Genomic DNA, 15,597 nt, shown 5'->3' with positions numbered 1-15,597 from the left:
TTTCGATCGGCGGCGGAGGCCCGCACGCAGATCCGCTCCGCGCGCTATTGGCCGCACGATCTCCGAGGACGCCCAACGATGAGCAGCGCCATCACTCCCCCGCCGCCTGGTTGGTACCCGGCACCTGATGACACCCAAGCCAGGTGGTGGTGGAACGGTACCAGCTGGCTACGACCACGGAACGAACAGGCCACGTTGCGGACAATCACCAAGCTCGCCACCGCGACCCAGGTCATGGTCATCGTCTGCGGCGTTCTGGCGCTCGCGCTCGTTGGCGTCGAGGCCATGGGCATCATGGCGATCACCAGCTATCTCGATGGGAATACCTCGGCCGTCCAGACTCTCCACCTGTACGACTGGACCTGGTTCGTCGGTAACGCACTGGCGACGCTTTCGATGATCGCCGCCGCGACGCTGTGGGCCACCTGGCAGTACCGTGTCGCCCTTCAGGTCCCCGGGCTCACCCGTCGCGCTGCCGGCTGGCACGCCGGGGACTGGTTTCTCCCCATCCTCGCCCTCTGGCGCCCCTTCCAAGACATCTCTGACCTCTGGCGGGCGATCGGCCGCACTCCCCCGCGCTGGCTGATCGTGTGGTGGCTTCTCTGGATCGCCAGCTTCATCTCGTTCAAATGGTCGAACCAGATCGACTCACGCGCCGAAGCACTAGAGCAGATCCGCGCCACGATGTGGTCCAGCATTCTGGGCGAAGCCTTCCTCGTCGCCGCCGCCTTGATGGCCTTCATCATCATCCGTGGAATCACGCAGGGCGTGATCCACCGTTCACAGCAGCGGTAACCCGAAACCGTGGTCGCGCCGGGGATCAACCCCCTCAGCGCGAAGGAAGACCAAGAGCCTCACGTATCCGCCTCGCGAGGTGCAGCACACGGTTTCGGCGACCGATCGTCGATGGCAACGGAATTCGCTTTCCATCGACGCACTCAATCTCGATCATCCGCACCGACCCCACGAACGGGAGCCAGCCCACACCCGCTCCTCCCGCACCGTAGTAGAGCTGTTTGTCGACAGCTGCGACCTCTCCGGATGTGAAGCGACGGCTGCGAAACCATGAGGAGACTACGACTGCGCCCCGCTCCACCCACACTCCGAGAAAGAGCGAACGTACGAACGCGGCAACCGCCAAGAAACACACGCATGCGGCAATCCACCACCAGGACGTGCCCCAACTCACCGCTACCGTCAACGCGCTCGCGGCGGCGCCCCAGAGGAGGCCGCCCACTTGAGCGCCCGTCGCCGAGCCCGCTACCTTCTCCAACTTCGCCCACTCGCTTCGCTGAGATGACGTCGACGGATCTGCTGGGGAACCACCCCGGGATCTGCGCCGAGCTACGTTCACGGCAACGGTCGCCAGTACGAACCGAGCAGTTCCCGATAGTGGGGGTTCCTGAGTAGTTCGGGGTGGACGCTCTCGATTCGCTGGCGTGCCCTCGTGAACATCCCCTCCGCCGCGCGCGAGAACTCGCTGACAGATACCGTCGCTACGGTCTTCGCATACTCAGCTCGGATCTCGATGCGTTCCCCCTGCAGCATGAACTCGATGGTGTAGTCCGATTCTGTGAAGCTGTATACCTGGTCTTCGCCCTCGGAGAGCGCGTCGGCGATTCGACGCATCTGAAACGCAAAGTCGAACACGGGCACCCATCCCCATCGGACACTGAGATCGACATCGTCGACTTCGAATACTATGTCGCCCAGGAAGCATGAGTAGTAAAAGGGCGCTGCACCGATTTCATGCCACACGACATCGTCAAGAACACTCTCGCGAAGAATCTGGAAGTCAAGAACAATCACGGCCGACTCAGTTCCATGCGAGCCCGGCGCCTATGACAATGACAAGGACCGCGGCTCCGTAAGTCGTGGCGTACTCGACGATCACTCGCCGACGCTCCACGGGCAAGTTTCGCGGACGTTTTGCGACGGGCGCCTCACCTGATGACGCAGGCAGAGGGCTGTTCTCGTCGCCGTTGTCGACCGGTTCGCCGGTCGTTCCCACGCGGACCCGATTGTAGATCAGCCGGCCAACCGCTGTCAGAGCCACAGCGAGACCAAGCCCGATGAACACCGAGCCCGGCGCGCTCCAACCATCGGCGGGAAGACAGGTCTGCGCCCAACCAATCACCGAATTCTTGAAGTTGAACAGCGTCACGATACCCGTGAGCGCCGGGAGCCACAGGGGGGCTGCGTTCGCGAGGCCGCGTCGGAAGCCACCATCATCACGGTAGACAGCCCGCATCAGCAACATCACCCAGGAGCTAAGCACTATTAGCCCAACCCCGGCCCCAAGAGCAAAGAGATAGGACAACCCCGAAGGGACGCAGCTTGAATACATTGTTATCTTCGTAACCTCGCGCTGTTCTGCCGCCATATCGAAAGCACCCTCGAGCAACGATGCTGGCGTGGTCACCGTGCCCCACACATCCGTATAGTTCACGACCCGACCAAGCAGGTCGGAGACCGTCGTGATGGTCGAGCCGTTCGACGACCCTGCGACCGCTACCCCGCCCAGCGATAGCGCAGCCAGCAACAGTAAGGGCCTTCTGGTTCAACTAGCAGTTGGAGGCGTCCGACTATTTTCTCCCTTTTGCTCGCTTCTCCGCCGGCGGCGAATCCTGAAGATGATGGCGGCGATCATGAGAACCCCCGTCGCTGCGACCACGATCAGGTCAGACGCTAGATCCCCAGGAAGCAACACAAGCAGCAACACTGATGCAATGAGGTACCAGACGAAAAGTCCAGTCTGAAAGCCTTCCCTCATGAAAGCAATCAGCCACGACGAACAAGAGGACCTACCTACCAATTCGACACCATTCTTCTGCCCCGCTTAATGACATCTCTGCCCCATAGTGCGGTGTTGAGAACTCCATACCCGGCCGCCGGGACTCCCCACGCTACCTTGATCCTACGGTCCAACCTCGACCACCCTCGAGCGCTCGGGACCTTGTTGCTCTGTGCATACCGTTTCAACGTAGTCGCAGGCATCGAGTGGATGCCTGCCGCAGTGCGCCGAACGGATTTCACAACAGTAGTCAGCGCCTTTCCGATTCCGAGAGTAGCTGCGCTACCAATATCCAGCCAACCGCTGCTATCTCCCTGACTGACTTTGTAGATTCCGTTTGCCAACGAGATTCCCGCAGACACGATCCCGCAGACCGCGCAGCCAAACATTGCGGCAACACCCAGAACTCCCGCGGCATCGTCCGCGAACTCTGAAACATTGCACCAGAGCAGAAAGCACTTGCCGCTGAGATCGTGCGAACCGACCGGATCGAGAGGCCAAACATAGTCGTTTGTTCCACCGCCCTCGATCGGGTCGACCTGCAGGAACCTCCCGAGGGCGGGGACATACAACCGCACCCCCATCTCCACCACCAACGCCGACCCGGCCGACTCCGCCGGCTTCAACGCCCCCTGATGCCACAGCGTGTTCCCCGCCACCTGCCCGGTGTCATCCGACGCAGTGGTGCCGATCGCGAACGTCACAGGGTCCACCGGCTGACCGAACGGATCCCACAACATCAGCGCGCTGGTCGTGGTCCCGGTGCGGGTCACGAGACCGTGTCCACCCAAACCGGGGAACGACCACGTCACCACCCCGGCCTGATTCGTCCACGACACCCCACCCGGCAACCCGACACTCCGGGTCAGGTCCGCCCCCGACTTCTGACCCCACGCCGCATCACCACCCGCCGCATACAGATAGCTCGTCGTCACCGCCAGCCCAGCACCCGCAGGATCCATCGACCGCGACACGATCCGCCCCGACGCATCGCGCACGATCCGCACCGCCGTGCCATCGTCAGACGTCGTCCCGACATGCCGGTTCGCCGCGTCATACGAGAACTGCATGTCGCCCAGACGAACCGTGTTCCCCCGCACGTCATACACGATCTCCGACGCCGCCAGGCCATCGGCGACTGTCGTCGCACCCGGGATCGCTCCCGTCACCGACGACGACAACAACCGATCCGCCCAGTCATAGCAATACGACGTCGACGTCGACACCGAAGCCTGCCCCGGAGCCGTCCACACATCCGTCAGACCCGTCCGGTTCCCCGACATCCCCGCCGCCGCATTCGGACCACACCCACCCGACGAACCGAACCCATACGTGAACTCATGCCCCGGAATCACCGCCGACACCAAACGACCGCACTCCAACCGCGCCCGAGATAATGCCGCTATTTATGCTCCTTTTCAGAAGGCCCGCAGCCCCAGTCCCAGAGCTGGTAGTTCCCGTAGAAGCGGTTAGCACCAAAGGCCACTAGTGGAACTAACGTCACGGCGAGAATCAGGCGTTGCCACCATTCAATCGGAGCGAATGCACACAAAGTGAGCCCGAGGACAAAATTGAGCCCCAGCGTAGACGAGAAGAACCTGCAGATCTTGATCTTCAATATCGCCCCCTTTTCGTGATCTGCTTGAATCTCGAGACTCCATAGTTTATCGCGGATACCATACTGTAGACCGTAGATGTTATAGCAACGTGTCGAGCGGCACCAATTCGCAACCCCCCGTAGACGCATGCTGGCTGCGAAAGTCACTTCGCGCTGTTACTTTATCTGCCTTGGTAGCCCCGGGCAGATTGCGGAACTTTATTCCCTTATTGAATGCCGTTCCTGCTGCTGCGACTGTACGAGTAACAAGTCGCGCAGCCCCCGCGGATGCTATATCGATGACTCCCATGAGCGCTCCCGCCCCATCGCCCGCCGCAGCCTTCTGAACAGTTCGCACGCCGGTGATGACTAGTGAAGCACCAAGGCACACGCCGCAACCAAACATCCCAGCAATTCCCAGCACGAGCGCGGCATCATCCGCAACTGTGCCCCAATCCACATTGCCCTATCAGTCCGATGGGTGTTCGATCTCATATCGAGCCTTGTCAACCTGTTCCGAGTAGTCCGCGTCAAAAACCATCGGCAACTTCGGCTCAAGCTGAGACTCCAGATCCCAGAGAACCCGGTGTTCGGCAGGAAGAGCGTCCAACGCGTCACGCTCGTTCGCGCTCGCCAACCAGTCGAAGAAGACGAGCGCTTCATTCATACTCAAACGTATCGTGACGTCGTCATCCACCGCCGAGGCTCCCTGTTGTCAACAACTTATCCACCTGAATCGGACTCAGCTTCCAGAGCGACAAGAAGTCGTCCCCCTGAAGCATCACGTTCACACCGGTCTGCGGATTAAAGTAATGCGTCACCGCAACGCGACGCAAGTCCCCGTCAATACGGATCGTGTTCGGATTTCTGACGTGGTTGATGATGGCCGCCTCGAATTCCTTCACAGAGACTGAATTCATGTTCCCCGTTACACCAAGATCACCCGCATGCTTGAACTTTTTCTGGGCCTGAGAGGTCCGAACGGTAACCGCGCGGTGCGCGGTCATCGGATTCTGCGATTGAACATTTGCCCGCGGGGCGACAACTGGTGTCATCCGCCGCCATGAGTAGATTCCCATCGGAGTGGTGTACCCGCGCATGTTCGACGGCATCCCTCGCGAAGTCACATAGTTGCCACCCTGTGAACCGCCAGCCCAAGGATTCCACCACTTCTTCCCACTCAGGTCATGTCCGTTGATCGGGTCGGTGGGCCACGAGTAGTCGTTCGCTCCACCGCCCTCGATGGGGTCGACCTGTAGGAACCTCCCGAGGGCGGGGACATACAACCGCACCCCCATCTCCACCACCAGCGCCGACCCCGCCGACTCCGCGGGCTTCAACGCCCCCTGATGCCACAGCGTATTCCCCGCCACCTGCCCGGTGTCATCCGACGCAGCAGTTCCGATCGCGAACGTGACCGGGTCCACCGGCTGGCCAAACGGGTCCCACAACATCAGCGCGCTGGTCGTGGTGCCGGTGCGGGTCACCAGGCCGTGACCACCCAACCCGGGGAACGACCACGTCACCACCCCGGCCTGATTCGTCCACGACACCCCACCCGGCAACCCGACACTCCGGGTCAGGTCCGCCCCCGACTTCTGACCCCACGCCGCATCACCACCCGCCGCATACAGATAGCTCGTCGTCACCGCCAGCCCAGCACCCGCAGGATCCATCGACCGCGACACGATCCGCCCCGACGCATCCCGCACAATCCGCACCACCGTGCCATCGTCATACGTCGTCCCCACATGCCGGTTCGCCGCGTCATACGCGAACTGCATATCGCCCAGACGAACCGTGTTCCCCCGCACGTCATACACGATCTCCGACGCCGCCAGCCCATCCGCCACCGACGTCGCACCCGGAATCGCCCCCGTCACCGACGACGACAACAACCTGTCCGCCCAGTCATAGCAATACGACGTCGACGTCGTCACCGGAACCTGCCCCGGAGCCGTCCACACATCCGTCACACCCGTCCGGTTCCCCGACATCCCCGCCGCCGCATTCGGACCACAACCACCCGACGACCCGAACTCGTAGGACAACTCATGCCCCGGAATCACCGCCGAGACCAACCGACCAGCCGTGTCATACCCGTACGTCGACGAATACGACGTCGAACCCATCGACGACTGCTGCTTCACCACACGACCCGACTGCGAACGCACCACAGCATCCGACACGACCTGACCGCCGACCAGCCATTCCTGGCCGATCACCCGCTCCGCCGCGTCCCGGCCCACACTGTTCAGCGCAGAACCGTCCGGATACGTGATCTGCTTCAACCGCTGCAACGCGTCATACGACACCGATGCGAGCTGCTGCCCATCGACCGTGACCGTCTTCACCTTGCCGTCCGCGTCATACGTGTACGCCGTCACCGACGCCGCACCACCGGCCGGAGTCGTCGAGATCTGCGTCACCCGACCCGAAGCCGGATCGTACGTGGGCGTGGTCACCGTGCCCCACACATCCGTGTAGCTCACGGTGCGACCAAGCAGGTCACTGACCGTCGTGATCGTCGAGTCGTTCGGCGATCCCGCGACCATCACACCGCCCGTGACGGACGTGTACCCGCCACCCGTGACCCGCGTCGTCTCGGTCGTCGAGCTGGAGATCGTCGCGACCCCCGACTGGCCGACGATCTTCGACGAGACGGTCTTGCCGCGGGCGTCGTATCCCGTGCACGACCAGTCCGTGTCTCCTGTCGACTTCGTCGCCACAGCACGGCCCCACGCGTCATACGCGTACTGGGTCGTGATGGCCCCGCCCGAAGCCGGAGTCGGCCCCGTGGTCGACTTCGCCATGCCGTACTGCTTCGTCCCCGAGGGGATGCCACACACCGCCGGCGCGTTCTCGAGGTCGCCGTAGTACGTGCTCGTGGTCTTCGCCGTCGCCGGAGCACCGGCCACACCACCGGCCGGAAGTGTGCGCGTCAGACGCCGCAACCACCCTGCCGCGCCGGGCTGCTCGAACGTCGTCGAGGTCGTCAGCGCAAGGCCATCGGGGTCGACGGTTCCGGCCGTCGCCTGGCCGAGCCACGGATGCTGATAGGTCATCGCCGTCGTCGTCGACGGGGCGACCGCCCCAGGAGCGGTCGTCGAATCATCCGCCGTCGTGCGCGTCACCAGACCGTAGTCGGGACGCAACGCGGTGCCGGGAATGATCACGCCGGCGGCCGGGGAAGACGGGGTCTTCCACTTGAGCTGTAGGCTCGCCGACCAGGTGTCGTCCCGATACTCGACGCGGATGCGCCGAGATTCGCCGGCTGCGACCGTGATCGGCGCTCCGAAACGTTCTCCCGGGCCGCCTTCCCACTTGTCGGAAACCAGAACGTCACCGACCCAGACACGTGAGCCGTCGTCGCTGTTCGTGCCGAACGTGTACTGTCCGGCCTCCGCAAACGTCACCAGACCGCTCAGGCGCAGCGACCAATTGTCGATGCCGATGCCGGTGCCCGGCGAACCTGTGCTCCAGTCGCGGTCGACGGCACCACCGGTTCCGCCGATGCCCAGGGCGATCAGCGCCGGCTTCCCCGCCAGATTGGGGTTGGTGTAGTACGTGGCCTGCAACCCCTGGAGACCACCGTCATAGGTCGTCGCCGAGTGCGCCGGAAGGATGCCGCATCCGCTCGTGCCCGCCGGGTTCGACACCGGGCGCCCATTGGGTTGGAAGCACGCTGCCGGTGCCGGGCCGTACGAATCCGTCGACCGATCCGTGGCGGGGTCGTAGATGGTCGTCGACTTCTGGCCGAGCGAACTCGTCGCCGAGAGCACCAGATCCTTGCTCGGGTGCCACTCCTGCGTCGCCGTGACGCCCATCGGCGATGTCGACGACACCTGCCGCCAGGCCGCGTCGTAGGCGACCGAGCTCGTCGACCCAGCCAGGCCCTCGACCGCGACCGTGCTGGTGCGTGCGGGCAGGTCGTAGCCGTAGTTCTTCGTCATCCGGGGAGTCGCCCCGTCGTCCGCAGACGGAAGGGTGACCGCACTCACGCGACCACCGTCATACGCGATCTGCGTCCTCAGCTGCGTCGCATCCGGCGCCGTCGTCGCCGCGAGCAGGTAGTCGCTCGCCGCCGAATCCTGGATCGACTGCAGGGTGCCGTTCGCGTCGTACTGGAACACCGTCCGTTCGGCGCCGGGGTCTTCGATCATCGACAGCTGACCACCGGAGTAGTACAGGTTCGTGACCGGAGTGTTCGACGACGACAGCGCGGGATAGACGATCTTGCACAGCACACCCACCGGCGCCGGCGAGTTGCCCGGCGGCAGGGTCGGGCAGAGTGTCTTCCCAGCATCCTGATACAGGAACGAGAGCTTGCGGTGGGAGGTCGAGCCCTCCTTCGACAAAGGATCGACGATCTCCTTCACCGTGCCGTCGCTGTTGTAGACCAAGACCGGAGCCGCGGGCTTCTGCCCATCGGCCGCCGACGTCGCGGACTCGACGGTTCCGTTCGCGGCGAACTGGTACACGGTGCCACCCTCGTCGGTGAACACCACGCGGCCGAGGTTGTCGAGCGAGACCGTGCCGTACTCACCCGCCGGGGGCGTGTATCCACCGCTCGAGGTGCGTGCATAGGTGTGGGCGCCACCGGTGACGTCGGTGAGCACGACGGCCTGGGGTTCGATCACTGCTTTGGCCCACGCGGTCGCGTCACCCGCGATCGGGGTGGAGGAGCTCCACCCTTCGCCGATCGTGGTCCGCCGAGTCGTGAACCACGAGGCGGGGACGATCACGGGCCCCTCGGAGTCAGCGAGGTCGTCTGCCCAGAGTTCGACGCTCGCGGCTCCCGCCGCTTCGTAGTACTCCAGCAGCAACGGGATCTCCGCTGCCGACACATTTTGATTCGCTGACCACTCCACACTGCCCGAGCCACCGGCCCAGCGGTCGACGATGCGGTTGTTGTCGACCCACAGGCGAATACCGTCATCGCTGCGCACGCCGAACCGCCACTGCGATGACGCATGGGGAACCCGAATGAAGCCGGCCCACGTGGCCAGGTAATAGTCGTCCTTCAGCGCCGGGCCGGGGGCGCCGAGCGCCCAGTCGAACGACACCGCGGAATCGGTGCGCACCATCACCGGCGTCTTGCCCGCGCTGCCATAGCCGGCCGCAGACGTGGGAGGGTTCCCCAGTCCGTCGCGCGCATCGAAGTATGAGCCCACGAGTCCGCGGTTCGAGACGCCGGCAGCGAGCGAGTTGTAGCTGAAGGACATACCCATGGGGCCGCCGAGCGTGCTCACCAAGGGCGAGGAGAACGACAGATTCGCGTTGCCGTTGGCCAGGTTCACCGTGACGGGACCTGTCGCGTCGAATGGCGAGGGCCCCGACGACCCGAGACGCATATCGACCTTGACCCGCTTCACCCACGCCGGGGTCGTGTTCTTCGCGACACCGTCAGTGGGCTGCACGATCCACGAGTAGATGTTGCCGTCGCGGAGCGTCCCTTCCGGAACCTTCCAGCGGACCTTGCCGTCCGCATCTGCGGAGACGAGACCCGAGGTGAACACCGCACCCGACTTCGCATCCGACCCGGTGGCGATCTTGAACTCGTACTTCACCTCGGCACCCGCCGGGTCGTTGTCGGGGTCGACGACGGAATCCACCTGAAGGGTGGGAGTCAGCGTCACGATCGTCTCCGGCGCACCCGAGGCATTGCCCGGCGTCGCCGTCGCCTCGGGTGGAGTGGGCGGCGGCACCTGGGTAGTCAGCGTCCGCACCCCCGTCGCGACCTCCGTCGACTGCCCCGCCCAACCGTTGTGACCGTCGTAGATCTTGCCGCGCCAGTAGTACGTGACGCCCGCGTGGAGTTTGCCCTCGGGAACGGTCGCCTGCTGCGCCGATGTCCACCCCGACGTCCACACGGGAGAACTCATGTCGGCGTTCGCCGAGACCTCGAACGAGTATCCGGTTCCCGGCGCGTAGGGAGAGTACGTCGCCCCCGTCAATGACAGAGTAGGAGTCAGAGTCTGGCTGACCACGCCGTTTGCCGGCGACACCTGCGACACGCTCGGATACGACCAGTACTCGACGAACAACGAGGTGTTGATGCGCTTGTGGCTGTACACCGCGGTCTCGTTGCCGGTGACGAAGAGGCTCTGCTGCCGGTAGCCGAGTTTGAGATGTTCCACGGTGTTGCGGCTGAGGGCCTCGCTCGAAGCCCACAGGCTTCCCGACCCCAACCCTGAATACGGTGCGAGCTGCTCGCTGATGCAGTTGAAGCACTGGTCGGTGGCCGACCAGACCCCGCCCGGCTGCACCGTGGCCGTGCCCTCGCCCGCGTAGCCGATACCCAACTGCGTGCTGCCGATGAAATGCCATGCCGTCGGCGAGATCTCATAGGAGGTGAAGGCGCGCCAGACCACGTTGGAATTGTTCTGGCGGGTGTTGCCGATGTGGGCCTGGCCCGGGTATGAAGCCCCGTCGGACTTGAAGGACTTGACGTACCACGGACCGACATTGATCGTCGGGTCGAGGTACACGGGGTACACACGCTCCGGGTCCTTCAGCCAGCCCTTGTCGACCGACAGCGTGTAGCGCCAGGAGGTGCCGCCGAGGTGCTCGATGTCCACCGTCGGATTCATCAGCACGTCGGAGCGCTCTCCCTCCACGCCAGAGGAATCCCAGGCGACCGGGGTCGGCACATGCATCGCGATTGCACCGCCGGCGTCACGAAGCTCGAGCATGCCGTCAGCACTCAGCGACGGGGTGAGGTCACCGACATCGACCTTCCAGCTCCACGACGTCGCCGACTTGGGCGCCTTCGAGAAGATGAGCGTTTCCTTCACGCCGTTCGTCTCGACCTCATACTCGAGGTCTACCCCCGGCGTGACGTCGTCGTATCGCAGAACATCTTGCACTCCCTTGTCCGCCTCGTCGGAGGAGTGCGCCTTTCCGAGAACAGCTCCCGCTCCTTCCAGCGCGAACACCACGTTGTGCTCACCCGAAGTCACCGACACACTCTTCGTGGCATCCGCCTTCTTCGCGAACGACGGCGACAACGGGTGCTCGTCGACCGACCATCCGGAGGGCTTCTCCGAGAGATCCGTGGAGATCTCCTGCCACTCGCCTTCACCGTCGAGCATGTTCACGGGCACGTCGGACTGCTCGCTGATGAACGAGCCGGTCCCCGACTTGTATGTCGTCGTGAACTCATCGCGCTCCGCGACCGGGAGTCCTTCGACGCGTTCGGCGAGCTCCTCACTCGAAGCCTGCCTCAGGGGTGAGACGAACGGCAGCTTCAAGTTGCGTGCGGGCGGGGCAACGGTGCGGTCCTCTTCCAGAAGAGCAGAGAAGTCCCCCGTCGGCATCTCGGTCTTCGGTTCCGTCGGAGCCGTCGAGTCATCGCCGAGCCGCTCGACATCCTCGGCCGTCAGCTCCCCGTTGTCGGGGATCTCGCGAGCCTCCATCGGCGCAGTGCTGACGGCGTTCGCGGTCGTGACGAGAACGTCGCCGACGGCTGCGGATTCGGGGGTGATGATCGCCAGCACGCCGACGAGAAGGCAGGCAAGACCTGCAGCGGGGAGTCTGCGCAAGACCGCGGTTCCTTTCACGGAGTCGCGGCCAAGAATTGCCGCACAGATAACTCATAGTGGATGCTGAGGATCCAGCGCGAGTCCTCCTGCATCACGAGTATGTAACTTCGCGAGAAGAACAGCCTCTCGTCGTGAACGTGTGCCCGATCGGAGGCCCGCCGCCTCCGATCGGCGGCGGTCCGTGCAGCTCCTAGGCGACAGATACCTCTCGCATCCGCCGGCTGTCGGCGAACGCACGCGGGTAGGCCCGCCGGAGCGCGACCACGACCAGCGTCGCCGCGACCACCTTGATCAGATCTCCGGGCAGGAACGCGAGGCTCGACAACGCCGTGGGCCCAAGCGGAACTCCGGTCACGAACGCCTGCACGGGGATGCCGAACGCGTAGACCACGAGCACCCCTCCCACGAAAGCGGCGATCGCGGAGCGCCACCAGGTGAAGCGCCCCGTGCGCATGAGGAGCCCGATCACCACGACGCCGGCAATCCAGCCAATGAGGTACCCGGCACTCGGACCGACGAACACGCCGAGACCCCCGCGGCCACCCGCCAGCACCGGCAGTCCGACCGCGGCGAGCGCGAGCACCAACACGACGGCGAGCGGCGCAAGGCGCGGGCCCAGCACGAGGCCGGCGAGCATGACCCCCAGGGTCTGCGCCGTGATCGGCACGCCGCTCGGCAGGGGCACGATCACGGTGCCGAGCACAACGATCAGTGCGGCGAAGACCGCGATGCGGCCGAGCGAGGCGCTCGTGTCGGTGGCGCGGGACGTGGTCATGAATCCTCCTGAACACCGTTCACCTGAACGGTGTTCATTAGAATAGAGATGCCCTCGTTCCCACGCAAACCCGCCCAGGAGTTCTCACGTCTCTCTCCCCGATGCTGCGTCGCATCGCCGCCGAAGACCCCGACCGCCCGGCGATCGTCGGCCGCGATGCCCGCGTGACGTATGGCGAGCTCCACGCCAAGTCACGCCGGATGTCGGCGGTCATCGAACGTCTGCTCGCGACAGCCACCGTTACAGATGACCCGAGTGGCCCGTCGGCCCTCCCGCCGGTCGTCGCCATCTGCCTGTCCGCCGCATTCGACACGGCGCGCGCCGTCGTCGCGGTGGAGGCGGGCGACCGCATCCTCACCGTCATCGACGCGCAGTGGCCGGTGGCGCTGCAGATCGAGTTGATCGTCACCTCCGGGACGGCTGCCGTCATCACGGATGCTCCTCACCTCCGGCACGCTCTGCGCGCGAGCGGGTGGCCCGGTCTGGTCTTCGACCTCGCCGACCTGCTGGACGACGGATCATCCGCGCCCGAGGCGCCGACCGACGACGCGCCGACCGACGGCCCTCCGATCGATGCTCCGTTCCTGCTGCTGACCTCATCCGGTACGACGGGCGCGCCGAAGGCGTTCCTCAAGACCCGGTCGCAGTACGCGGCGAACATCGACGTCTCCCGCGCGCACCTCGGCGCGGAAGACCGCGTCGCGACCTTCGCGCCGGGCCCGATGTCGTACAGCCTGACTCTCTACACGCTGTTCGAGGTGCTCGCCACGGGCGGTGAGCTGCACGTCGCCGACCGCCTCGACGAACTGTGGCTCACCTCCCGCGTGCCCGACGAGGGCATCACCCGTCTGGTCACAGTTCCCGCAGCGGCGACCACCCTCGTCGACGCAGCGCTTCGCCATCCGGGAAGGTACGACGGCATCGAGCTCATCGTCACCGGAGGTGCGGCGCTCTCGGCGTCGGCTCGAACCGCGGCCTCCGACGCGCTCCCTCACACCCGTACGATCAACTACTTCGGCACCGGCGAACTCGGCTTCATCGGCGACGACCGCGCCGGCAGCGGAGCCATCCGCCTCTACCCGAAGGTGCACGCCCGCGTGCGCGACTATGACGGCAACGACCTGGCATCCGGCGAGCTCGGCAGCCTCTGGGTGCGCTCCCCCTCGTGCTCCACCGGCTACCTCCCCGCAACGAGCTCGGCATCATTGACGGACGGCGACGGCTGGGCCAGCGTGCACGATCAGGGGCGACTGCACGGCCGGGACTTCACGTTCGTCAGCAGAAGAGGCGACGTCGTCACCACCGGCGGGCACACCGTCGCCCTCGACGAAGTGGAACGCGCCTTCGAGGGGATGCCCGACCTGGGCGCCTGTTGCGCGATCGCCGAGAGCGACGATCGCCGTGGCAGACGGATTGCCCTGGTCGTCGAAGGCGATGCGCCGCCCGCAGCGGAGTTGCGGCGGTGGGCGCGGGAACGGCTCCCCTCGGCATCCGTCCCGCGCCGTTGGCACACGCTGCCGGAGCTGCCCCGCACCGCCGGTGGGAAGATCCGTCGCGTCGCCGTCGCGGATCTCGTGATGTCGGGGAAGGGCCGCCCGTGAGTGTCGGGCGATCCGTGGTCGTCACCGGCGTCGGCGCAGTCACCCCGAGCGGCCTCACCGCACCGGAACTGTGGGCCTCCGTGCGCGCAGGACGCAGCGGCATCACGCGGCTCCCCCCGGAGATCGCCGGATCCGGACCGGTGCACGTCGGCGGCGTGGTGCGCGGATTCACGGTGCCCCCTGACCTGCCACCATCTCTCGCACGTCACCTCACGCCGCTGCAGCAGTGGGCGATCACGGCCGCAGATGAAGCGCTCGCGGATGCGGGCTTGGGCGACCTGACGAACACCCATGCGGCACAGGTGGTCGTCGCCACCGGTTCAGGACCGGTGGACGCGACCATGCGGGCCGTAGACATGACTCGAGAACACGGCCCGCGCCGGGTGCCACCTGGCCTCGTCGTCTACGGAACAGCGGATGCCGTCGCCGGGGTCCTCAGCCGTCGATACGGTTTCCTCGGACAGACCCATGCAGTCACCGCGGCATGCGCGAGCGGTGCCATCGCGATCGGCGAAGGCCTGCGACGCATCCGCCACGGGTACGCCGACGCGGTGCTGGTCGTCGGGATGGACGACTGCCTCGGTCCGCTGCATCTCGCGGCGCATGCGAACCTGCGCTCGGTCGTCACCGGATTCGGCGATGACCCGCCATCGGCCTCCCGCCCCTTCGACAGCGCACGACGCGGCTTCGTCATGGCCCAGGGCGCAGCCGCCGTCCTGCTGGAGGCCGCGGATGTCGCCCAAGAGCGTGGCGCTCGCCCTCTCGCGACGGTCGCCGGATTCGGCGCGACCAGCGACGCGCATCACGCCACCGCGCCGGATCCTGCCGCGGTCGGGGCGACGAGGGCGATCGTCGCCTGCCTGGCGGACGCCGACATGGACGCTGCAGACATCGACCACGTGAACACCCATGGCACAGGCACGGTGCTCGGCGACGACGCAGAGCTCGTCGCGCTCACGCAGGCGCTCGGCCGGCGAGCACCGTCCGTTCCGCTCACGGCGACGAAGGCGACCACCGGGCACCTGCTCGGCGCTGCCGGTGTCGTCGAAGCCGTCATCGTCGCGATGACCCTGCGCGATCAGGTGCTGCCCCCGACGAAGAACCTGTCGCATCCGTGTGCCGACGGCTGGGACTTCGTGCGCGGGCGGGAGCGACCACATCCGGTGCGCACCGTGCTCTCGACCTCGTTCGGGTTCGGCGGCCACAATGCGGCGCTGCTGTTCACCGCGAACGAGTGAATCGCGCCGAGTCAGCGCACCGAGGTCAGCGCACCGAGGTCAGCGCAC

At 65.3% G+C, this 15,597-nt stretch carries 9 protein-coding genes; 3 read left to right on the top strand and 6 right to left on the bottom strand.

The genetic code is table 11. The features are described from left to right. The first annotated feature begins 78 nt into the window (after positions 1 to 78). Positions 79 to 795 (top strand): DUF4328 domain-containing protein, encoded by a 717-nt coding sequence (locus ACFVWL_RS07495; protein ID WP_387180489.1) that lies wholly within the window; start codon positions 79 to 81, stop codon positions 793 to 795. Between the two features lie 555 nt (positions 796 to 1,350). Here the strand turns inward: ACFVWL_RS07495 and ACFVWL_RS07490 are convergent. The 6 genes from ACFVWL_RS07490 to ACFVWL_RS07465 all read right to left on the bottom strand — a co-directional run bounded on the left by ACFVWL_RS07490 (position 1,351) and on the right by ACFVWL_RS07465 (position 12,710). After that, the gene (locus ACFVWL_RS07490; protein WP_387180488.1) at positions 1,351 to 1,809 is read right to left on the bottom strand and encodes a hypothetical protein; all 459 of its coding nucleotides are present in this window, start codon (positions 1,807 to 1,809) and stop codon (positions 1,351 to 1,353) included. 7 nt (positions 1,810 to 1,816) lie between these two features. Then, positions 1,817 to 2,542, bottom strand: a complete 726-nt coding sequence (locus ACFVWL_RS07485) for a hypothetical protein (RefSeq protein WP_387180485.1) — start codon at positions 2,540 to 2,542, stop codon at positions 1,817 to 1,819. Between the two features lie 266 nt (positions 2,543 to 2,808). Beyond that, the gene (locus ACFVWL_RS07480; RefSeq protein WP_387180483.1) at positions 2,809 to 4,020 is read right to left on the bottom strand and encodes an RHS repeat-associated core domain-containing protein; all 1,212 of its coding nucleotides are present in this window, start codon (positions 4,018 to 4,020) and stop codon (positions 2,809 to 2,811) included. Between the two features lie 840 nt (positions 4,021 to 4,860). Beyond that, the gene (locus ACFVWL_RS07475; protein ID WP_387180480.1) at positions 4,861 to 5,088 is read right to left on the bottom strand and encodes a hypothetical protein; all 228 of its coding nucleotides are present in this window, start codon (positions 5,086 to 5,088) and stop codon (positions 4,861 to 4,863) included. Then, the gene (locus ACFVWL_RS07470; protein WP_387180478.1) at positions 5,081 to 11,935 is read right to left on the bottom strand and encodes a PA14 domain-containing protein; all 6,855 of its coding nucleotides are present in this window, start codon (positions 11,933 to 11,935) and stop codon (positions 5,081 to 5,083) included. Before ACFVWL_RS07470 ends, ACFVWL_RS07475 begins: the two co-directional genes overlap by 8 nt. A 190-nt stretch (positions 11,936 to 12,125) precedes the next feature. Then, positions 12,126 to 12,710: a biotin transporter BioY gene (locus ACFVWL_RS07465; protein WP_387180475.1), complete on the bottom strand. Its 585-nt coding sequence runs from the start codon at positions 12,708 to 12,710 to the stop codon at positions 12,126 to 12,128. Positions 12,711 to 12,811: 101 nt separating this feature from the next. Between ACFVWL_RS07465 and ACFVWL_RS07460 the strand changes: the two genes are divergently transcribed. Beyond that, the gene (locus ACFVWL_RS07460) at positions 12,812 to 14,311 is read left to right on the top strand and encodes a class I adenylate-forming enzyme family protein (RefSeq protein WP_387180473.1); all 1,500 of its coding nucleotides are present in this window, start codon (positions 12,812 to 12,814) and stop codon (positions 14,309 to 14,311) included. Continuing rightward, positions 14,308 to 15,549: a beta-ketoacyl-[acyl-carrier-protein] synthase family protein gene (locus ACFVWL_RS07455; RefSeq protein ID WP_387180471.1), complete on the top strand. Its 1,242-nt coding sequence runs from the start codon at positions 14,308 to 14,310 to the stop codon at positions 15,547 to 15,549. The genes ACFVWL_RS07460 and ACFVWL_RS07455 overlap by 4 nt, the downstream gene beginning before the upstream one ends. Positions 15,550 to 15,597 lie beyond the last annotated feature (48 nt).

Origin of the sequence: Microbacterium sp. NPDC058269 (assembly GCF_042881445.1) — a bacterium.
Taxonomy (GTDB): domain Bacteria; phylum Actinomycetota; class Actinomycetes; order Actinomycetales; family Microbacteriaceae; genus Microbacterium.
The sequence above is the reverse complement of the archived record's forward strand: the minus strand, read 5'-3'. Positions and strand labels throughout refer to the sequence as shown.